Raw genomic sequence first — 20,779 nt, forward strand, 5'->3', positions numbered from 1 at the left:
GCTGGTAACAAAATAACCAGTGTTAAATTGCTAGAACCCTTGATTTTTAAAGTGTTTTAGGGGATGAATCAGCCCTGCCCTTGGAAAGAGGGTTAGCGGGGATAATTTCCGGGATATGAAGGGAAATCAGTCTTGTGTATACACCGTAGCTCCGCAAACGGGGCGGGTTAGGGTGGGGTCGAAATAATGTGCGGCTTCACATTAAATTGGTATTAGGTTTGTATCATTAGTGATTTGGTATTTGTTGTCTCCAACTTCATTGGTAAGCTTTCCCTTAAGCAAAAGAAGGCAAAAATCTATTTAAAGGTTTATGCTAATAAGTCATTTGTTGTTTAACCAAGTTGTTTAATTAAGGTCAACCAATTTTGGATTTTGGATTTTGGATACGTTTGCTGTTGCTCAGTACAAACTTTGGACTTCGACACTTCGACAAGCTCAGTGACCACAAGCTCAGTCGAACGATTTTGGATTGTTATATTTTGGATTTGGTTCTGTTTCATAGTTTTAGGGATAGACGAGAAACTAGGAACTTGTACAAAAAAAATCGATTCTTCAATCTCAAACAGCTTGGTGTTGATGATTATTTTAGACTTTGTAGTTGATTGCTGTTGACTATTAAGTGCTAACTCATAAACATAAGCAAATGACCAAAGCCCAACAAAGCCCAATGACCAATGCCCAATGACCAATGACCAATACCCGAATGATACTTTGTGATGGTGTGTGGACGTGAAGAGGAACTTAAAAAAAATGCGCTTATCTCCCGTTTTAATGACAGTGGTAGCAATCGCTGCCCCTTTAGGCAGTGTGTTGAGTGCAAATGCACAGACTCCGCAGAAATCGCGGCAAAATACTGAACAAACAACAGAAGTCGTAACCGAAGTCGCAGTTGTAGATACAGTTTCTAATGCCGATCCTAATGCCGATCCAGAACATGAAGTTGTTGCCGTATTCCCGGCAGCATCAACATTAAAGACAAAACCTGTATCAGTAAAAACTGCGATCGCACCAGTAAAAACAGCCCAAACAAATCCCGAACCCAATTCATTTCCAGGTTCACCAACTGATACTCCAAATCCAGTGCTGCCGGAAAATCCAAGTGAAATCCAGGAAACCCCAGCACCTACATTTCAACCAAATAATCAACCAACACAGCAACAAACACCACTGCTACAAAGGATTCCCCAAACCAAACCCCTACCAAACGGACAAAAAAAACCAATTCAACCAGCTACCAAACCAGTACCACTACCACCACCAGTAAATTTACCAGCAGGGGAACAGCAAGCACCTGCACCATCTCCCAAACCAGGGATAAATAATAATCCAACGGGTAATCAACCACTAATTCGCCCAACACCGCAACCGGGAATACCAAACCCAGAGAATAATCAACCCAATACAACCCCTGAAGCCGCAGAATCCCGCGTTCTTGTGTCCGAGGTAGTGATTACACCCCAAAGTGGAAAACTAGCCCCAGAACTCGAACAAGAAGCATATCGAGTAATTCGCACCCAAGCTGGACGGACAACAACGCGATCGCAACTCCAAGAAGATATCAACGCCATCTTCGCTACAGGCTTCTTCTCAAACGTCCAAGCATCCCCAGAAGATACACCTTTGGGTGTGCGCGTCAGCTTCATTGTTCAGCCAAACCCAGTTCTCACCAAGGTACAAATCGAAGCCAACCCAGGGGCAAATGTAGCTTCCGTATTGCCAGCGACTGCGGTAGACGAAATATTTAAAGAGCAATATGGCAGAATCCTCAACCTCCGAGAACTGCAAGAAAACATCAAAAAATTAACTAAAAGCTATCAAGATAAAGGCTTTGTCTTAGCAAACGTCATCGGCGCACCAAAAGTTTCCGACAACGGAATTGTCACCCTCCAAGTCGCCGAAGGTGTGGTCGAAAACGTCCGCGTGCGGTTCCGTAGCAAAGAAGGACAAGACACCGACGAAAAAGGGCAACCAATTCGCGGCAGAACACAAAACTACATTGTCACCCGCGAACTCGAACTCAAACCAGGTGGCGTATTCAACCGCAACACCGTACAAAAAGACCTCCAACGGGTCGCAGGGTTAGGATTATTTGAAGATGTTAACGTTTCCCTCGACCCCGGAACCGACCCTAGCAAAGTCGATGTCGTCGTCAATGTCGTTGAACGTAATAGCGGTTCCATCGCCGCAGGTGCGGGTATAAGTTCAGCGAGCGGACTTTTCGGTACTATTAGTTACCAACAGCAAAACCTGGGTGGTAGAAACCAGAAACTAGGGGCGGAATTACAAGTTGGTCAACGGGAATTATTATTTGACCTGCGCTTTACCGACCCCTGGATTGCAGGAGACCCTTACCGAACCTCCTACACCGTCAACGCCTTCCGTCGTCAATCAATTTCTTTAATATTCGATGGTAAAGACGACAACATCGAAACCTTCAACCCCAGCAAACCCGACGAAGGTGGCGATCGCCCTCGCGTTACCCGTACAGGTGGTGGTGTCACTTTCACCCGTCCATTGTCAAAAAACCCCTTCAAAGCCTCCGAATGGATAGCCTCCGCCGGATTGCAATACCAACGAGTTTCCACCCTCGATGCTGACAGAAATGTACGAAAAGTTGGACGAGTTAATCTGAACCCCAACACCGAAGTCGATCTGAGTGCTTCCGGGGAAGGACAGGACGACTTACTATTTTTACAGTTAGGAGCATCACGCGATCGCCGTAATAATCCGTTACAACCCACCAAAGGTTCCTTACTACGTTTTGGCGTAGACCAATCAGTACCCGTTGGGCTGGGAAATATTTTCCTCACCCGTCTGCGCGGAAGTTATAGCTATTACATTCCCGTGAAATTTACCAATTTCACCAAAGGCAAAGGAGCGCAAGCTTTAGCCTTTAACGTCCAAGCCGGAACCATTTTAGGCGACTTACCACCCTACGAAGCCTTTTCTCTAGGTGGCAGTAACTCCGTCCGTGGTTACGAAGATGGGGCTTTAAGTAGCGGTCGTAGCTACCTGCAAGCAACTGTAGAGTATCGCTTCCCCGTATTCTCCGTAGTTAGCGGCGCACTCTTCTTCGACTTAGGTAGCGATTTCGGCACAACTACCAGACCAGCCGAAGTCCTAAATAAAAACGGTACTGGCTACGGCTACGGCTTAGGTGTCCGCGTCCAATCACCCCTCGGACCCATTCGGATCGATTATGGTATCAGCGATGAGGGAGACAGCCGCATCAACTTTGGTATCGGCGAAAGATTCTAATTGTTTAAAGGTTGGGAATGAGGAATTAGAAATTTTCCACTAACTCCCAACTCCTAACTCCCAACTCCTAACCCCCTAATTCCTATTTTCGATCATGCAACAACATACTTTAGCCGCAGAAATTGTCCATACGGGAGTGGGACTTCATAGCGGTAATAATACCAAGGTTCGCATCTTGCCAGCACCACCTGAAAGTGGACGGTATTTTGTGCGGGTAGATTTACCAGAAGCACCAATTATTCCAGCACAAGTAGCATCTGTAAATCATACAGTTCTCTCAACTCAGCTTGGTAAGGACGAAGTTCACATTCGGACAGTCGAACACCTGTTAGCCACTTTAGCCGCGATGGGTGTAGATAATGCTCGCATTGAAATCGATGGTGCAGAAGTACCACTTCTAGATGGTTCGGCGAAAGTATGGGCTGAAAGTATTGTGAAAGTTGGCTTAGTGGCACAATTAATCGCCGATGAAGAGAGATTTTGTAGTATTGCCGAACCAATTTGGGTACGGCAGGAAGATGCATTTGTCTGTGCAATACCAGCAACAGAAACTCGATTTACTTATGGTATTGATTTTGACTTACCTGCGATCGGGAATCAATGGTATAGTTGGGCGATGCTGCCGGACTCGGAAACAACTGATAGTAGCTTCATCACAGAGATTGCACCTGCTCGAACTTTTGGGTTATTACACCAAATAGAGTACTTACAAAAATCAGGGTTAATCAAGGGTGGAAGTTTGGATAATGCACTTATTTGCGGACAAGACGGGTGGCTAAATCCACCATTGAGGTTTGCAAATGAGCCAGTTCGTCATAAAATCTTGGATTTAGTAGGAGATTTGAGTTTATTAGGGAATTTTCCTGTTGCTCACTTCTTAGCGTACAAAGCCAGTCATAATTTACATATTCAACTGGCACAGAAAATTTTAGATTGTAGATTTTAGATTAATCCCAAAGTCCAAAATCCAAAATCCAAAATTCAAAGTCCAAAATGTAAAATTCTTCTGGACAAGTTTGCCAGAGAATTACGCTGTGGGAGGAAGAGTTTGTGTGAATGGCAAAGCCGAATAGGGTTGTCTGACTCCCAACTTTTCCCAACTTTTCCCAACTTTTCCCAACTTTTCCCAACTTTTCCCAACTTTTCCCAACTTTTCCCAACTTTTCCCAAAATCTCAAAATCTCAAGATTGCCATGTCAACAGTCACAGAATCGAAAACAGCCGATACCCCCATTCCTGGTTCACCTGAACCTTCATCAGATAAAACATCTACACCAGTGTCCGAAATCAAAAAAACTTTCAATATCGAAGAAATCCAAAAACTGTTACCTCACCGTTACCCCTTTGCTCTGGTGGACAAAATTATTGATTTTGTTCCGGGTAAAAGTGCTGTAGGTGTTAAAAATATTACCTTTAACGAACCGCATTTTCAGGGACATTTCCCTGGAAAACCAATTATGCCAGGAGTGCTAATTGTTGAGGCAATGGCACAGGTTGGAGGAGTCGTAATGACACAGATACATGAATTAGAAGGGGGTCTTTTCCTGTTCGCTGGTATCGACAAAGTGCGTTTTCGTCGTCTGGTTGTACCAGGAGACCAGTTGGTAATGACCGTGGAACTGTTGTGGGTCAAACAACGTCGTTTCGGTAAAATGCGAGCTATTGCCGAGGTTGACGGTCAACTCGCTTGTGAAGGCGAACTGATGTTTTCACTCGTAATCTGATATTTTTTTACTGATGAGGGTACGTTACGCTTGTACCCTTATTACATTAGTAAATCGATACCAGTAAAACCAGTTAATTACAACTCATATTGTAAAACTTGTAGAATTTCTAAAAAAAATCTCAATTCTTTACGCCCTCACACGCTGTGTTACTTAACCGACACTATTGGCTACGGATTACTTAAAATTCAGCACGCTTACTGTTCTGGAGATGGACCCTTGAAGACGCTTATTCATCCTACTGCTGTAATTCATCCTGATGCGGAACTCCACCCTACAGTACAAGTCGGTGCCTATGCTGTGATTGGAGGGCATGTGAAAGTAGGTCCCGAAACCGTTATTGGTGCCCATGTGGTACTAGATGGTTTAACCGAAATTGGGGCACGAAATCAGATTTATCCCGGTGCGGTCATTGGCACGGAACCGCAGGACCTTAAATACGCTGGCGAACCTAGTTGGGTTAAGATTGGCGATAATAACTTAATTCGCGAATATGTAACGATAAATCGCGCTACAGGGGCAGGTGAGGCAACAATTGTCGGTAATGGTAATTTGTTAATGGCTTACGTCCATGTAGGTCACAACTGTATCATTGAGGACTCTGTAATTATTTCTAATTCTGTGGCGTTAGCTGGTCACATATACATTGAAGCACGTGCAAGAGTGAGTGGAGTCTTGGGTGTGCATCAATTTGTACATATTGGCAGGCACGCAATGGTTGGAGGAATGGCGCGAATCGACCGAGATGTTCCACCATATATGACTGTTGAAGGAAATCCGGCACGGGTGAGAACTCTCAATTTAATTGGACTTAAACGTGCGAATTTCCCTGTTGATGAGTTACAAAATCTGAAAAAAGCCTTCCGTATTCTTTATCGTTCCAATGTTTTGTTTAAAGATGCTTTAGACCAAATAGATTTACTTGGCGATACTGAACATTTGCTACATTTACGTCGTTTTTTATTGCTCTCGCAAATGCCGGGACGACGTGGTTTGATTCCTGGGAAGGGGAAAATCTCAAGTAGTAGTGAAGATTAAGAGGTCTAGACGACTAGAGACGACCCATCGGGTCGTCTGTATGATGGGAGTAGATGGTGCTGTTTAGGATATGAACTATTAACTTTGATTTCTCAAAACTAATTGTTAAATTTATTAGCCCCTACTTTTCAATACTAATTATTTTAATTCTTTGCTTCTTCTTGGTCATTCCTTTTTGGGAAAATAGATGTTGGGGGAAATATTTGTTGGCACGGATAGTTATTAGGGCAAACAGCCGTTTGCCCCTACAAATATATTAATTAAATGCGAATATTTATTAGTACTGGTGAAGTGTCGGGCGATTTACAAGGTTCTCTTTTGATTGCTGCACTTCAGCGTCAAGCGATAACTGTGGGGTTAGAGGTGGATATTGTAGCATTAGGTGGCGACAAAATGTTGGCTGCTGGTGCAACTTTATTGGGGAATACGACTCGGATTTCTTCGTTTGGTTTGCTTGAAGCTATTCCTTATATTTTACCAACTTTACAAATACAACGACAGGCGATCGCATATCTCAAAGAAAACCCACCCGATATAGTTGTATTGATAGATTACATGGGACCCAATTTAGCGATCGCAAATTATTTGCACCGCCATTCGCCAAATATCCCGATCATATATTACATTGCACCTCAAGTTTGGGTATCAACTCTGACCACTGGGGATACACAAAAAATTATTGATGTTAGCGACAAGATTTTAGCTATTTTCCCAGGGGAAGCCCGTTATTTTGAGGAAAAGAAAGCAAATGTAACTTGGGTTGGACATCCACTTTTGGATAGAATGCCGGAATTTCCCAGTCGGGAAGTTGCACGGGCAAATTTGGGAATCGCTGATGATGCTATTAGCGTTGCTTTATTGCCCGCTTCCCGTCCTCAAGAGTTAAAATACCTTATGCCTGTGATTTTTCAAACAGCGAAATTACTGCAAGAGAAAATACCACAGATAAATTTTTGGATTCCCCTTTCCCTAGAGTTTTATCGAGAAAAAATTGAAAAAGCACTCCAAGAATATGGTTTGCAAGCAACAGTAATTTCTGGACAACAAAAAGAAGTTCTTGCTGCTGCGGATTTAGCAATTACCAAATGTGGCACGGTAAATTTAGAATTGGGACTGTTGAAAGTACCCCAAGTTGTGCTATATCGTCTCCATCCATTTTCCTACTGGGTAGCAATGAAAATCCTCAAGGTTAAATTTCCCTTTGCCTCTCCAGTGAATTTGATGGTGATGAAAGAGATTGTCCCAGAATTTATCCAGGAACGAGCAACAGCCGAAAATCTTACCCAAGCAGCGATAGAATTGTTGTTAAATACCGAGCGCAAACAGCAAATGCAGGCAAATTACCAAGAAATGCGCGAAAACATGGGAGAAGTGGGAGTATGCGATCGCGTTGCATCAGAAATTTTTAAGCTTGCTAAATCGGGGAAATAAGATAGTTTAGGACAAAATACGATTCCCACAGAAAATCTCAATTCTCTAGGAAGTCGGGTTCTTCCCCGATGTAAAATCTCAATTCTCTGGGAAGTCGGGTTCTTCCCCCCACAGAAAATCTCAATTCAGTATGAATAACCCAGTAACCCGACTTCTAACCCCATGAAAAATCTCAATGAAGCGAGGTTATTTGGGGTTTTCGTGTGGGGTTAGAAACCCGGTTTCTGTTGGTGTTGCTTTTGAAATAGTCATACTTAGTTTTGGGAGAAACCCGGTTTCTTGGGTTTGGTTGGTATTGGGGAGAAATGCGATGGCACAATAAATAAAAGAAGTGCTTTTGGTCGTATAAATAGTGAGTATAGAAAATATTGAAATTGCGAAAACCCGCTACCAGCAAGGTATAAACGCATTTGAAGGTGGACAATATCGGCAAGCGGTGGAATTTTTGGAAACTGCCAGTGCTATGCTAACCCGAAATACTCGTTTAGGTGGTGAAGTGCAAATTTGGCTAGCAACCGCTTATGAAGCAGATGGTAGGGTTGATGATGCGATCGCGTTATGCGAACAACTCAAACGTCATCCCCATGCAGAAACTAGCACCCAAGCGAGACATTTACAGTATATCTGGAAAGCACCCAAACTCCAACGTCCTAAGGAATGGATGACGGAAATTCCCGATTTGGGGTCAATTTCAGATAATGGTAATAAGACTAAGTTGGTTTTCAATCCAAGTAAATCATCAAACGAACAGAAAAAAACACCAGAACCTGAATATGTCGATCTTAGCCAAGTCAATACCGAGGATAATCGCTTTATTTGGGTTGCTTTGGTTGTAGTTGCTTTAACTGTTTTGTATTTGGTTTGGTTAAGTTTTGAATAAATGTCAGGCAAATACATAAATACATACCAAAATTAGAAAATAATTAATTTTGCGTTTAGTCAATCCAAATTGCTTAGGTTTCGCGGAGGTTTTGGTAGTGGGGGAAAATTTAAAGCGAGTTATTAAAGCAATAATTCGACGTACAAGGATAGTTTGGTTGGTGCTACTAGCATCGCTACTTTTGTCGGGTTGCGTTAAATATGATGTTGGTGTTAACTTCGATAATGCAAATTCCGGCGAGTTGGTACAGCATATCCGCTTAGGTGAAAAATTAACTAGTTTTAGTGGCGACTCAGTATATGAATGGCTAAATAGTATTGAACATCGTGCCCGTAAATTAGAAGGGAAAGCGCGTCGAATTTCCCAAGAAGAGTTAATAGTATCAATTCCCTTCAGTAACGGACAGGAATTGCAAACTAAGTATAACGAATTTTTTAATCCCAACATCAAACAAAAAGCAAAATCGACAGAACCCGAATCTGACTTACCCAAAATAGAATCAAATTTGCTGTTATTCCAAAACAACTTTTTGCTGTTGGTAAGAAACCACTTAATTTACGATTTGGACTTGCGATCGCTTGCTCTGATTTCCAATAATGGCAATGTTTTGGCAAATGCAGGTTCAATTCTCGACTTAGAATTTAGCCTCAATGCTCCTTGGGGGGCAAAGAATATTCAACAAACAAAGCCAAAACCTCAACAAAGCACAGAAAATACTCCCCTTACGGAAGGAGTAACTAGTGCGATCGCGCAAAGCACCATCCCACTAGAACGTAATGGAAAACAATTAATCTGGCATTTCAACCCCGGAGAACTTAACCACATCGAAGTTGTATTTTGGTTGCCTAGTCCCCTTGGAATTGGTACTTTGATAATTATTTTGATAGTTTGGGGTGGATTGTATTTACGATATACTTTTATGCCCGATCCTGCAATTCAATTCGCTAAATCTAAGACTACGGAACAGACAGGTTGAGGGAATACCAAGAAATAAATTATCTATCCCAAACTGTCGTAAGTAAGGGCGGGGAAACCCCGCCCCTACAAATGGTAAAATTGATAATCCTATGGTGAGGGTATTTTATTTTTTGGAAGTCCTCAGATTAGATTCTAGGTTTACTTAAAAATACAAATATATGACTATTACAACCGATAAAAACAAACAACAGATTTCCTTCGAGCAATTTCTGGAAAGACTACCAGATGAAGAAGGACGTTACGAACTTGTAAATGGGGAAATCATGCGAACATTAGCAACTAGACAACACGATAATCTGGCTGAATTTATCACTGATGAATTTAAATCAGAAGTAAAAAAACAGAGCCTAAATTATCGTGTATCGGGTCGAATTGTCGTCAGAACAGAGGCAGTAAACGGTAAGATTCAAGGTCGTCAACCCGATGTTAGTGTGGTAGATAAAACCCTTTGGGATGCAAATCCTTTTGCTTATTCGGCATTCACTGAACCATTACAGCTAGCTATTGAAATTGTCTCTACAAATTGGGAAGATGACTATGTAGATAAGCTTGACGAGTATCAGCGCTTAGGTATTTACGAATTTTGGATAATTGATTATTTAGCTTTAGCAAGTCGCAACTATTTAGGAAATCCCAAGGAACCAACAGTTTTTGTCTATTTACTCGATGAGAATAAGCAATATCAATTAAGTGCTTTTCGAGGACAAAATAAGATTGAATCGCGAACTTTCCCTGAGTTAGCAATAACTGCCGAACAACTATTCTCCGCAGCATCATAAAACAATACAGTTCAGTTAAAAAAAATTATTTAGTGATGGGCAATATTCTCTTCTCAGATAAAAAAAAGAAATAAATGCACCAAATTGTTGTAGGGGTGGGGTCTCCCCACCCTTGCAAACGAATGATACGATTGATAAATCTATAAATTGGGATATTTTATTTTTTAGAAATCCCTAAGTATTTTTGCATAATTTATCACAAGCATTTTCCGGAGTCGCAACAATAACTCCTGTAGTAACTAAAAGAGAATTTCAAAACTTAAATAAATCAATCATTAGCTCAAGACTTGTAAATTGCAAGACTTGACGTAACTTAGCGAAAATTTTAGGGGAGATAAAATCATGACTGCTCGTGCAAATAGACGAAAACCACCAGTTAGAGGTGTTCCAAGAAGAAGAGTACCAGGTGGTTCGCGTTTCCGTTCCGCTACTGTTCAAATTATCACAAAGACTTCATCCGAAACAGAACAAGAGGATGAAGATACGGAAAAAGAATAATTGCTTAGGGAGAAAGGCGTTCAATCTTCCAATTAGAATCACTTATTAAAGTATAACGCAAGCGATCGTGCAAGCGACTGGAACGACCTTGCCAAAATTCTATTTCTGTGGGTATAACTCGCAACCCACCCCAATGCTGTGGACGGGGAACATCTCCATTTTGATATTTATTGTTTAGTTCTGTAAAGCGTTGTTCTAAAACATTGCGATCGCGGATAATTTCGCTTTGGTTTGATGTCCAAGCACCAAGACGACTATTTAACGGACGACTGTAAAAATACTCATCTGATTCTTTTTCCGATACTTTCTCAACCTGTCCGCAAATCCTGACTTGACGTTCCAGTTCTGCCCACCAAAATACTAGGGATGTTTGGGGATTTTCGGCTAACTCTTGTCCTTTGTGACTATTGTAATTGGTATAAAAAACAAAACCTCTGGTATCAAAATCCTTTAATAAGACAATTCGTGCCGATGGTTTACCGTCAGGTGTAGTAGTCGCTAAAGTCATCGCATTGGGTTCGATTAGTTGTGCTTCCCGTGCTTTGTCGAACCATTGTTGAAATTGTACAAAAGGATTGGGGTCAATGTCACTTTCCTCCATACCCCTGAGGGTGTAATCTTTGCGTAGGTCTGCGATCGCTTTATCCATGTTGATGTACACAAGAGTAATTGGGGAGTGGGGGTATAAATAGGAGAGTAAAGAAGTTTTTTCTTATTAGTGAAGATAGATTACTTCTTGTTCAAAAGTCCTTACTATAGTGGTTATTTAGTAACCTGTAGTCAGTTTTAAATTTTAGATTGCTAATTGTTATTTAGTAAAGACTTTAAAAAAGAGAAAGAGAGCAAGCTGGTTAGAGGTTAGAAGTTAGGGATTAGGGGTTATGGTTTAAGGGAAAAATATATTTCCCTCTTCCCGACTCCCCAATCCTTTACAGACTGGTAGTCTCTACAACTCCCCATTCCCCCACTCAATCCTCTATGCGCCGTTCAGCATCGGTTCAAAATCTGTTATTTTATGGTTTGGGCGGTCCAATCATCGCTCTTAATGCTTGGGTGCTATCCATGCTGTTTCGCTATTTCCAAAACCCAATTACTATTCTCAGTTGTGCCGCGATCGTAGCTTTTTTACTGAATTATCCTGTTAAATTTTTTGAGAAAGTACACCTAAATCGCACCCAAGCGGTAATTATTGTTTTATTGGTGACTTTAACGTTGTTTGTGGTTTTGGGTGTGACACTTGTACCCATACTAATTGACCAAACTACCCAGCTATTAAATAAAATTCCTAATTGGTTAGCAGAAAGCCAAGCAAATCTCCAAAGGTTTGAAATAATCGCCAGACAGCGACGTTTACCCGTAGATTTTACCATTGTTGGCAAACAAATCAACGATAACGTTGAGCTATACATCAAAAATTTATTACAACAATTACCCTCAAATGCCGTTGGATTTGCTGGTTCCCTATTGTCAGGAATTCTCAACTTTGTCTTGGTTGTGGTGCTGGCATTTTACATGCTTTTGTATGGTAAACAAGTTTGGTTTGGCTTGACAAATCTTTTACCCTCGAATGTTCGTTCTCCCCTAACAAACTCCCTACGGCTAAATTTCCATTACTTTTTCCTCAGCCAAATCCTGCTAGCTGTATTTATGACGGGTTGTTTGACACCTATTTTCCTCATCCTCAAAGTACCGTTTGCTCTACTGTTTGCAATTATTATTGGTATTTCCCAACTGATCCCCTTTATTGGAGCCACATTAGGAATTGGATTGGTAACACTCCTTGTACTGCTGCAAAGCTGGTGGCTAGCTGTTAAAGTTGCGATCGCAGCCCTGATTATGCAGCAAATCAAAGATAATATCCTGGCACCAAAATTACTTAACGATTTTATTGGCTTAAATCCGATTTGGATTTTTGTGGCGATTTTGATGGGTTTCGAGATAGCGGGATTATTGGGGACACTTGTGGCGATTCCGATCGCAGGTACGATTAAAGGTACTTATGATGCACTCAAAACCTGCAAAGAAAATAAATCTGTCCCTGAATCCCAATCTTAAATCCTCATCAAACGGCAAAATTTTCGCCGCTTATCGCAAATCACAACTCCCAATGAGAAGGCAGAAAGAATTCGTTAGAGGGAAAAAATATATTTTATTCCTTCTGCCTTTTTCAGTAATTAAAGACTTTGGGTAACTTTTTCAACTCCGAGTGAGTATAAAAATATCACAAGATACTTGATGGGCTTGCTATTTTCCGATAAGATTGCTCCTGTAAACCAGCAAAACTAATTGGGTTAAATATCAAATAGATCAAAGGTTGTAGTAATATCAATCAGAATTTCTAGATATTTAACGGATTTTGAACATCGGGGGAGCATTCACCAAAACAATAATTACTTATATCTAGTTACAAATGAGACAGTTCAACTTTACGGTTATTTTTATCTTTTGTCTCGCGTTAGTATTCTTTAGTATACAAAACACAGAGGCTGCCACAGTTGTCATACTTCCAGGCATACAAATAAAAATTGCGCTCGCAGTGGAATTATTTATTGCCGCAGGTTTAGGAGCAAGCCTTGCTTGGTTTTTCAGCCTATGGGCAAGATTACAGCAACAGGTAATATTGAATCAAAAAGATATTCAAAAAATCTCTCAAATACAAGAACTTAACTCAAAGATTGAAGACTACCAAGTAGAAATTCAATCATTAAAGCGATCGGCATTACCCCCAGCAAGTGATTTGCACCCCCCACAGGAACAAATTCTGGCTCAGTAATATAGCTCAAGAAAATTTACTCCAAACCATATTTCAACTTTTTAGAACTAATTAATGGATGCTTCGGAGCTATTAGAAACAATTACACAGCTCATAGATCGAGCAGAACAAGGAGAAATTGACCCTTGGGATGTGAAGGTAATAGAGGTGATTGACCGTTTTCTGGAACTAATGGCTCCAGAAGCAAATAGACGCGGTTACGAAAGTGATTTATCTCAATCAGGACAAGCATTTTTATCAGCTTCAATGCTGGTTTTATTCAAGGCAAATACCTTGATGCAAATGCAAGCAGCAGAAGACGAACAAGAAGCCTTACTCGACGAATTCTTACCAGAAGGGGAAGAAGATGCATTTTTGCGAACCGCGAGACTGCCATTAGAAAGAGCATTACGTCGTCGTTCAGCCGCAATGCCACCCCCAAAACGTCGCGTTACCCTCCCCGAACTGATCGAACAGTTGCAAGTCATGGCTGACCAACTGAAGAAATTTCAGGAAAAGGAAGTCAGCAAACCAGTTCGGGTTCGTAGCGTCAACAACGTGCGAACAATGCGACAAGCCATAGAAATGTCGCACCAAGAAAACTTAAGCGAAGTCGCAGGAGAACTCGAACAGCTTTTATATAGTTCGGCAAACGAGTTTTCATTAGAGCAAGAATGGATGAATTTGGAAAAACTCGTAGAACTTTGGGCAAAAGCAAAAAAGCCGACTCAAGCGTTATCAGCTCATCGTGAATCCTCCAACAACCACAAAGTCGGCGTATTTTGGGCATTACTATTACTTTCGGCACAGTCTAAAGTGGAACTATATCAAGAGGAATTTTATCAAGAAATTAAAATCCGCTTGCTAGCAAATCCAGCGAATACCAGCAAAACCGATTTATCAGCAAGTTAGGAAATGGTGAATAGAAAATAGGGAATAGAGAATGGTGAATAGGGAATAGAGAGAAGAAAAGATGGAAGGATTATTACAATGCCCAATGCCCAATCCCCAAATCCATCCCATTTATTTACATAATTTTGGTGCAGCGTCCAAAATCTGGGTAAATTGAAAGGATGACTAATAAACTGCTGTACTCGCTAAGTCTATGCGATCGCTTATGGCTATGTGAGTCACAAAAACCTTCTCAGTGGTTTTAGGGATGACTTAGAGTAAAAATAAACCGATGATTAAGTATCACTTACATACAAAGTAAACAGACTGTGGCTGAGGAATAAAGAGGAATAAATATATTATGAAAGCGATGATTCTGGCAGCAGGTAAGGGTACGCGAGTTCGTCCCATTACCTACACTACTCCGAAACCAATGATTTCCATCCTGCAAAAGCCAGTGATGGAATTTTTAGTTGAGCTTTTACGTCAGCATGGGTTTGACCAAATTATGGTCAACGTTAGCCATTTGGCATATGAAATCGAAAGCTATTTCCGTGACGGTCAAAAGTTTGGCGTGGAGATTGCTTACTCTTTTGAAGGTAAAATCGTTGATGGTAATTTAATTGGTGAAGCAGTCGGTTCTGCGGGTGGGATGAAACGTATCCAAGACTTCTCGCCATTTTTTGATGATACTTTTGTGGTTTTATGCGGTGACGCTTTAATTGACCTGGACTTGACGGAAGCTGTAAAATGGCATCGTTCTAAAGGTTCAATTGCCACCATTATCACAAAAACAGTACCTCTCGAAGAGGTTTCCAGCTATGGTGTGGTTGTTACTGACGATGAAGGTAGAGTTAAAGCTTTCCAAGAAAAACCTGCCGTTGAAGAAGCACTTAGTACAAATATCAACACAGGTATTTACATTTTTGAACCAGAAATATTGAACTATATTCCCTCTGGTGTCGAGTATGATATCGGTAGCCAATTGTTTCCTAAATTAGTCGAAGTGGGTGCGCCTTTCTTCGCAAAGCCAATGGAATTTGAGTGGGTAGATATCGGTAAAGTTCCCGATTATTGGCGAGCTATTCGTGGTGTCTTATTAGGTGAAATCAAAAATGTCCAAATTCCTGGTCGTGAAGTATTTCCTGGTATTTATACTGGTTTAAATGTCGCCGTAAATTGGGATAAAGTTGATATTACTGGTCCTGTTTACATTGGTGGGATGACTAAAATCGAAGATGGTGCGAAAATTGTTGGTCCAGCGATGATTGCTCCTAACTGCTGGATTTGTAGCGGTGCAACTGTGGAAAATAGTATTATTTTTGAATGGTCGCGCTTGGGTGCGGGAGTACGTTTGGTTGATAAGCTAGTATTTGGTCGCTACTGTATTGATAAAACTGGTGCAACCATTGATGTACAAGAAGCTGCGTTGGATTGGTTGATTACTGATGCGCGTCAAGCTCCCCCATCCCAAACCCCCCTCGAACATCAGGCGATCGCTGAGTTGTTAGAGATAAATGCGGGTGATGAGTTGAAAGTTAAGAATTAGGAGTTAGGAGTTAAGAGTTAGGAATAAATATCCCTAGCTCTTGCTGTTAACTATTAATTTTTATCAACTTAATTATGCCTTGAATAAGTTGCCTTATTTCAGTGTTTTAGATTGTCTGCTTTGCGACCAAATATATAAAAAGTAGTGACATCATTCCAAACACATTTTTCGGTATTTAATGCTTCTATTTCCGCATCATATTCGACTTCGATAATAAAATTAATATCAAAAATAAAAATAGGGGACTGAAGAAGAACTTTCGCCCATTCCCCAATCCCCTATTACCAAATCAACCAATTATCAGGTAAAAAATTACTACTCCCCAAGCATTCCTACATTACTTGGGTTTCAAAAACTTCTTACTTTTTCACTGCGTCTTGAGTAGCAATTAATTTTGCTGCGTTTTCTTCGCTTTCAAGAATACCAAACTCAATCAACAAATCTTCCAACTCTTCCATCTCGATTGGTGTGGGAATCGCTAGTTCTTTATTATTAATGATTTTCTTCGCAAGTGTGCGGTATTCGTTACTTTGATTGCTGTCGGGAGCGTACTCGTTCACTGTCATCCGACGCAATTCTGCGTGTTGAACAATGTTGTCACGGGGAACGTAGTGAATCATTTTTGTATTCAACCGTTTTGCCAAGGTTTCGATGAGTTCGATTTCCCGGTCAGTATTACGGCTGTTACAAATCAAACCACCTAAGCGCACACCACCTGAGTGAGCATACTTAAGGACACCACGAGCAATGTTATTCGCAGCATACATCGCCATCATTTCACCCGATGTAACGATGTAGATTTCTTGTGCTTTGCCTTCACGAATAGGCATTGCGAAACCGCCACATTCCACTAGCTACCGCTAAAAAATAAAATGCCTTTGCGAAGCGTGCTGAAGGCATTTCAATTAGCTAAAAATCACTGTAAGGTATATCGCTGAATGCCTTATCCAAATTACTAAAAGTGCCAAAATTAACCCAATGATTTCGCCTATTTCCACACCTGACTTTTCCCGTTAAGTCTGGAAACATGAATATAGCAAGGGTTTCAGTCCAAAGATTTATTATCAATAAAAGACGCTTAATGATAATATAACAACGGAAAAATAGGACTTTTAGGATAGCACTCCTGATCGCGTTCACGTATAGTGGCGGCTTCCGCATCGCTGTGATAGAAAGATAACGGGAAAAGTCAGCATAATAAAAACCCTCACCAATTAATTTGATGAGGGAATTTCTAAATTATGAAAAATAACTCAATTCAATGACTTTATTTGTCATTTTCTTCGTCTTCTTTTTTCACACCATCTTGGGAGAAGTGCATGTGGATTGTTTTGGCATTATCACCATTATTAGCAACTGCCGTCATCACATAATCAATCAAATCGTCGGTAAAGGGAATTCGTAGGTGGAAAGTTCCATCTTCTTTGAGTTTGACAGTTTGACCACCAATTGAAACAGCAGAACCTGGTTCGGTTGCTCCGTGAATAATTAACTCCGCATCAGCTTCAAACCAAAATTCTTGGTGTGGACGACTAAAAACTCGGTTAACGTGCGATCGCGCAATTGGCAACCAGCTATTATCTTCGGTAAGATAACCAATTTCTGCCATATAATCGCGATCGTTGATGGGAATGGCAATAAAACGGTTTTCGATTGTTTCTTCACATTCGTATTGCTGTACGAGTTGCCCTGGTTGATAGCTTAAATCAATACCAGTAGTATCGTATAAGCGTAATGCTAGGTTTGTGCCTCCTTCCAGACGTTTCGCTTCTTTTTCTGCATCTGCAATATTCCAAGTTGCATATGCCCATTTTGGTGTACGAGATGTCAGCGTAATTGTGCTGTCGTTGACTGGTTCTGAAGGAGTTTCGCTAGCTGTTGCTGAAATTGTTGGTTCAATTGTCGTTGCTACATCAATCTCGTTCTTATCGTCAGAATTTGATGTTGCTGCTAAAATAGCGGCTCCAGTTCCAACAATTACAGTACCAGCACCAATTGCTCCAATCCCTGGATTAATCTCCAATTCAGTTGTTGTTGCTTGTTCAGAAAAATCTAGTGGAGAGCTTTCTGAGAATGATGCTTCAATTACACCTTCAGTAGATTCAGCAGCATCGGCAACTGCATCAAATGCTGTTTCGGGTGTTTCGTCTTCTGTTGCGTCTTCTGGTGTCCACCAGTCACGACTGCCGATTTCGCCGACGTTAACCACTGTTGGACTATCCAATGGACTATCCAAATTTACAGAATTATCAACAGTATCTGCGTCTGGTGCAAGTTCAGCTACTTCCGTAACTTCCTCTAGGGAAGGTTCTGTATTAATTACTGCTTCCGGAAGGATTACTTCGGGTGTTTCCAAAGATGGGGCAGTTACATCTACTTCTGTAGCAGCAATATTTTCTTCTACGATTTCAGTATTTTCGCTGTCATCGCGATTCTGATTTGCTAAACCAGCAGCCGCAACTGCCGTACCACCTGCAATTGTGATATAACCCAACAAATTGCGATCGCTTTCGGGTGTTTCTTCTGGTGTCTCATCCCACACATCGGGCAATGTTGCGCTCAAGTTATTGATTTGTGGGGATGGAAAATCAGGAATTTCTGGGGTTTCAATTGATGGTGCAGTTAATTCCAATGATGGAACATCGGGAATTTCTGGGGTTTCAACAGACAGATTTAAATCCGGTTCTGGAATATCTGCATTTGGTTCGCGGTTGGCAAATCTTGACCATAATCCAGCACCAGCAGCAGCTGCACCACCTGCGGAAGTAATGTTATCAAGCAAATTACGTCCAGTTTGAGCCTCAACTTCTGGAGCTTCAAATCTTGGAACTTCAACTTCTGGAACCTGAATCGACACATCAGGTAATTGTGCCGAAGGAATTTCTGGTAAATCTATGTAAGGTTCACTGATTTCTATTGTAGGAACTTCGGGAATTTCAGGAACATCAATAGATGCAGTTAAATCCGGTGGTTCGATATTGGGTAAATTAATACCAGTATCGCGGTTAGCAACTCTTGACCACAATCCAGCACCAGCAGCAGCTGCACCACCAGCTAAAGCCGCACCACCAGTTGCATTCAAATTATCTAACCAGTTTGGCGAATTAACTTCTGGAGTTACATCGACGTTAGGTAACTCAACGTTAGGTAATTCGACATTCGGTAAATTAATATCAGGCAATTCGGCATTGGGTAAATTAACATCAATGACGGGTTCCTCAACTTCTAGATTTGGTTCTAAATTTGGAACTTCCGTCACTGAAGGCATGACGACAGATGCAGGTTCTTGCAAATTAGTAATATCTGTTTCTGTGGAGATATTTTCTGCATTCAATGCATCTGTATCTTCTTCACCATATCCCAATCTTGACCACAAGCCGATTCCTGCTGCGGTTGCACCACCAGCTAAAGCGGCACCACCAGCCAAAGCTGCATTACCTGCATTTGAGATACCTGTTACAGCGCTATCAGTAATATTGGTAGCATTATCAGCCAAATTTGTCGCTAAATTAGTCTGGGTTGGTAAAGGAGTGATTTCTGGAGAATTTGTAGCAGAAATTCGAGAACCAGTTGATGTTATCGGATTAATTACTTCCTTGTCTTTGCGGCGTTTTCCACCAGCCAAGAACCACAAACCACCAGCACCAAGTGCCGCGATTGGCAATAACCACCACCAAGGGAAACCTGCATTTCCAGTTTCGCCAGATGCCGCATTTTCTCCAGATGGTAAAAATGCCTGTTTGTCATCAACTGTACTGGTATTATCAGATGTCTGATTTACCGCAGAGGTGTTGGTAGTAGTTTCAGTAGCTGTACTAGGTGTCGCAGTTGCGATCGCTTCTGTGGTTGCATCTGGGGTTGCGATCGCACCAGGAGAAGTAGTTGCATTGGGATTGGCTTGGGTTGCATCTGGGGTTGCGATCGCACCAGTTAAACCTTGGACGACTGTATCAGCTTCTGTGCTTCTTGCAGTTGCGATCGCTTTAATTCCCGGTTCACCACTAGCAAAACCAAGAAACCCAGTTATACCGGGGTTGGGATTTTTCTTGTACGCGTAAACAAAAGGTTGCGAAAATGGATATTTAGCGTCATCTGGGAGAGTTTGGTGTAACTTTAGTGCCCGCAAACCAGGTACTTTTGAGGCTTGATTGGCAATTACATAACCAATGCCATCTTTACCCAATTGCTTAACTAACTCTGCGGTATCATCTTGGCTGAGTATGGTTGCTGTGGAACCTGTTGCAAAATTAGCAGCTTTAAATGCGGGATAGTTACGAAATGCTTCGCGGGTATCGCTCGAAGTTGGGCGATCGATAAACTTAATTTTACCTTTTTCTCCCCCAAGTTGGGACCAATCAGTAATTTCTCCTCGGAAAATCTTGGCAAACTGTTGATTTGTCAAATTCCCTTTAAAGGGATTATTTTCACCAACCACGATCGCAATTTTCTGGCGATCGATGCGCTTTTGTTCCAAACCTTTTGCTTGTTCTAAGGCTGTCAAGCCACGACCAATACCTGCTAAATCGACTTTTCCATCTATTAAAGACTTTAGCGCTGTATCAGTGCCGTTAGCGGCTAATTCAACTTTTGTACCAGTAAATTGCTGTTCAAAGCTTTGTTTTAGGTTTTCGTTGATTTTAGCCATACTGCTAGAGCCATCAACCTTCACCGTCGTACCACTAGGAATGGTTTTCGGGAGAGGAAAAGATGATTCCTTTGCAGAAGTTTGAGCCACTGCAAATTGAGATACGAAGATAGTTGCAGCAATTGGGGTAGAAGCAAATGCCAGCAACATACCCAAACCAATTACGGAGTTATATTTTTTTTCTTTTCGCCACATACGCCGCTTACCAAGGTAGAGGATATAGAAAGCTAGCCAGTCACAATTACCGTATTCATGCGGTCAGAGACCGGATAATTATACATCGTTGTTATGTCGCTCTGAAGTTGCAGTAGATACTTATGACAAGCGATACCCCGTCTTAACTTTACCTTGTTTTA

The 20,779-nt window shown here is 41.3% G+C and carries 18 protein-coding genes and 1 pseudogene; 14 read left to right on the forward strand and 5 right to left on the reverse strand.

The window, feature by feature from the left end; genetic code table 11:
- Positions 1-332: 332 nt before the first annotated feature.
- Entirely contained in the window at positions 333-689 is a 357-nt protein-coding gene (locus CK510_RS31445; RefSeq protein WP_095720443.1) for a hypothetical protein, read from the reverse strand.
- A gap of 61 nt (positions 690-750) precedes the next feature.
- On the opposite strand from CK510_RS31445, the gene CK510_RS03890 reads away from it, so the two are divergent.
- Both CK510_RS03890 and lpxC read left to right on the forward strand, forming a co-directional pair.
- Positions 751-3,258 carry a BamA/TamA family outer membrane protein gene (locus CK510_RS03890; protein ID WP_095720444.1) on the forward strand — a complete coding sequence of 836 codons (2,508 nt, stop codon included), beginning with the start codon at positions 751-753 and terminating at the stop codon, positions 3,256-3,258.
- A gap of 94 nt (positions 3,259-3,352) precedes the next feature.
- Positions 3,353-4,204 (forward strand): UDP-3-O-acyl-N-acetylglucosamine deacetylase, encoded by an 852-nt coding sequence (gene lpxC / locus CK510_RS03895; RefSeq protein WP_095720445.1) that lies wholly within the window; start codon positions 3,353-3,355, stop codon positions 4,202-4,204.
- 1 nt (position 4,205) lies between these two features.
- Here the strand turns inward: lpxC and CK510_RS03900 are convergent, their stop codons facing one another.
- Complete coding sequence (locus CK510_RS03900; RefSeq protein WP_095720446.1) at positions 4,206-4,436, reverse strand: hypothetical protein; 231 nt, start codon at positions 4,434-4,436, stop codon at positions 4,206-4,208.
- 15 nt (positions 4,437-4,451) lie between these two features.
- Between CK510_RS03900 and fabZ the strand changes: the two genes are divergently transcribed.
- The 8 genes from fabZ (at position 4,452) to CK510_RS31455 (ending at position 10,586) form a co-directional block, all read left to right on the forward strand.
- Positions 4,452-4,982, forward strand: coding sequence for a 3-hydroxyacyl-ACP dehydratase FabZ (fabZ, locus tag CK510_RS03905; protein WP_095720447.1), 531 nt, complete (start codon positions 4,452-4,454; stop codon positions 4,980-4,982).
- A gap of 219 nt (positions 4,983-5,201) precedes the next feature.
- Entirely contained in the window at positions 5,202-6,020 is an 819-nt protein-coding gene (lpxA, locus tag CK510_RS03910) for an acyl-ACP--UDP-N-acetylglucosamine O-acyltransferase (RefSeq protein ID WP_095720448.1), read from the forward strand.
- Positions 6,021-6,284: 264 nt separating this feature from the next.
- Positions 6,285-7,451, forward strand: coding sequence for a lipid-A-disaccharide synthase (gene lpxB, locus CK510_RS03915; RefSeq protein ID WP_095720449.1), 1,167 nt, complete (start codon positions 6,285-6,287; stop codon positions 7,449-7,451).
- Between the two features lie 175 nt (positions 7,452-7,626).
- Positions 7,627-7,773 (forward strand): hypothetical protein, encoded by a 147-nt coding sequence (locus CK510_RS31450; protein WP_158224834.1) that lies wholly within the window; start codon positions 7,627-7,629, stop codon positions 7,771-7,773.
- 30 nt (positions 7,774-7,803) lie between these two features.
- Entirely contained in the window at positions 7,804-8,331 is a 528-nt protein-coding gene (locus CK510_RS03920) for a tetratricopeptide repeat protein (protein WP_095720450.1), read from the forward strand.
- Positions 8,332-8,428: 97 nt separating this feature from the next.
- Positions 8,429-9,307, forward strand: a complete 879-nt coding sequence (locus CK510_RS03925) for a DUF3153 domain-containing protein (RefSeq protein WP_245911842.1) — start codon at positions 8,429-8,431, stop codon at positions 9,305-9,307.
- A gap of 160 nt (positions 9,308-9,467) precedes the next feature.
- Positions 9,468-10,088: a Uma2 family endonuclease gene (locus CK510_RS03930; protein ID WP_095720451.1), complete on the forward strand. Its 621-nt coding sequence runs from the start codon at positions 9,468-9,470 to the stop codon at positions 10,086-10,088.
- Between the two features lie 342 nt (positions 10,089-10,430).
- Positions 10,431-10,586 carry a hypothetical protein gene (locus CK510_RS31455; protein ID WP_158224835.1) on the forward strand — a complete coding sequence of 52 codons (156 nt, stop codon included), beginning with the start codon at positions 10,431-10,433 and terminating at the stop codon, positions 10,584-10,586.
- A gap of 4 nt (positions 10,587-10,590) precedes the next feature.
- Here the strand turns inward: CK510_RS31455 and pdxH are convergent, their stop codons facing one another.
- Positions 10,591-11,235 carry a pyridoxamine 5'-phosphate oxidase gene (gene pdxH, locus CK510_RS03935; protein WP_095720452.1) on the reverse strand — a complete coding sequence of 215 codons (645 nt, stop codon included), beginning with the start codon at positions 11,233-11,235 and terminating at the stop codon, positions 10,591-10,593.
- 329 nt (positions 11,236-11,564) lie between these two features.
- On the opposite strand from pdxH, the gene CK510_RS03940 reads away from it, so the two are divergent.
- The 4 genes from CK510_RS03940 to CK510_RS03955 all read left to right on the forward strand — a co-directional run bounded on the left by CK510_RS03940 (position 11,565) and on the right by CK510_RS03955 (position 15,778).
- On the forward strand, positions 11,565-12,641 hold the full coding sequence (locus CK510_RS03940; RefSeq protein WP_095720453.1) for an AI-2E family transporter: 1,077 nt from the start codon (positions 11,565-11,567) through the stop codon (positions 12,639-12,641).
- Positions 12,642-12,996: 355 nt separating this feature from the next.
- Positions 12,997-13,359 (forward strand): lipopolysaccharide assembly protein LapA domain-containing protein, encoded by a 363-nt coding sequence (locus tag CK510_RS03945; protein ID WP_095720454.1) that lies wholly within the window; start codon positions 12,997-12,999, stop codon positions 13,357-13,359.
- Positions 13,360-13,413: 54 nt separating this feature from the next.
- The gene (locus tag CK510_RS03950; RefSeq protein ID WP_095720455.1) at positions 13,414-14,250 is read left to right on the forward strand and encodes a segregation/condensation protein A; all 837 of its coding nucleotides are present in this window, start codon (positions 13,414-13,416) and stop codon (positions 14,248-14,250) included.
- 340 nt (positions 14,251-14,590) lie between these two features.
- Positions 14,591-15,778, forward strand: coding sequence for a nucleotidyltransferase family protein (locus tag CK510_RS03955; RefSeq protein ID WP_095720456.1), 1,188 nt, complete (start codon positions 14,591-14,593; stop codon positions 15,776-15,778).
- Between the two features lie 359 nt (positions 15,779-16,137).
- On the opposite strand, the pseudogene CK510_RS03960 reads toward CK510_RS03955, so the two are convergent.
- Positions 16,138-16,629, reverse strand: a pseudogene (locus CK510_RS03960) (NifH family ATP-binding protein); the annotation flags it as partial.
- Between the two features lie 416 nt (positions 16,630-17,045).
- Positions 17,046-20,618, reverse strand: a complete 3,573-nt coding sequence (locus CK510_RS03965; RefSeq protein WP_095720457.1) for a substrate-binding domain-containing protein — start codon at positions 20,616-20,618, stop codon at positions 17,046-17,048.
- Between the last annotated feature and the right edge of the window lie 161 nt (positions 20,619-20,779).

The organism is Brunnivagina elsteri CCALA 953 (genome assembly GCF_002289455.1).
Lineage (GTDB): Bacteria > Cyanobacteriota > Cyanobacteriia > Cyanobacteriales > Nostocaceae > Brunnivagina > Brunnivagina elsteri.

Coding starts and splice junctions, on each gene's coding strand:
- CK510_RS03930 (WP_095720451.1), top strand. CDS start 9,468: ATGACTATTACAACCGATAAAAACAAACAACAGATTTCCTTCGAGCAA.
- pdxH (WP_095720452.1), bottom strand. CDS start 11,235: ATGGATAAAGCGATCGCAGACCTACGCAAAGATTACACCCTCAGGGGT.
- CK510_RS03890 (WP_095720444.1), top strand. CDS start 751: ATGCGCTTATCTCCCGTTTTAATGACAGTGGTAGCAATCGCTGCCCCT.
- CK510_RS03950 (WP_095720455.1), top strand. CDS start 13,414: ATGGATGCTTCGGAGCTATTAGAAACAATTACACAGCTCATAGATCGA.
- CK510_RS31455 (WP_158224835.1), top strand. CDS start 10,431: ATGACTGCTCGTGCAAATAGACGAAAACCACCAGTTAGAGGTGTTCCA.
- lpxB (WP_095720449.1), top strand. CDS start 6,285: ATGCGAATATTTATTAGTACTGGTGAAGTGTCGGGCGATTTACAAGGT.
- CK510_RS03940 (WP_095720453.1), top strand. CDS start 11,565: ATGCGCCGTTCAGCATCGGTTCAAAATCTGTTATTTTATGGTTTGGGC.
- CK510_RS03955 (WP_095720456.1), top strand. CDS start 14,591: ATGAAAGCGATGATTCTGGCAGCAGGTAAGGGTACGCGAGTTCGTCCC.
- CK510_RS31450 (WP_158224834.1), top strand. CDS start 7,627: ATGAAGCGAGGTTATTTGGGGTTTTCGTGTGGGGTTAGAAACCCGGTT.
- fabZ (WP_095720447.1), top strand. CDS start 4,452: ATGTCAACAGTCACAGAATCGAAAACAGCCGATACCCCCATTCCTGGT.
- CK510_RS03945 (WP_095720454.1), top strand. CDS start 12,997: ATGAGACAGTTCAACTTTACGGTTATTTTTATCTTTTGTCTCGCGTTA.
- lpxC (WP_095720445.1), top strand. CDS start 3,353: ATGCAACAACATACTTTAGCCGCAGAAATTGTCCATACGGGAGTGGGA.
- CK510_RS03965 (WP_095720457.1), bottom strand. CDS start 20,618: ATGTGGCGAAAAGAAAAAAAATATAACTCCGTAATTGGTTTGGGTATG.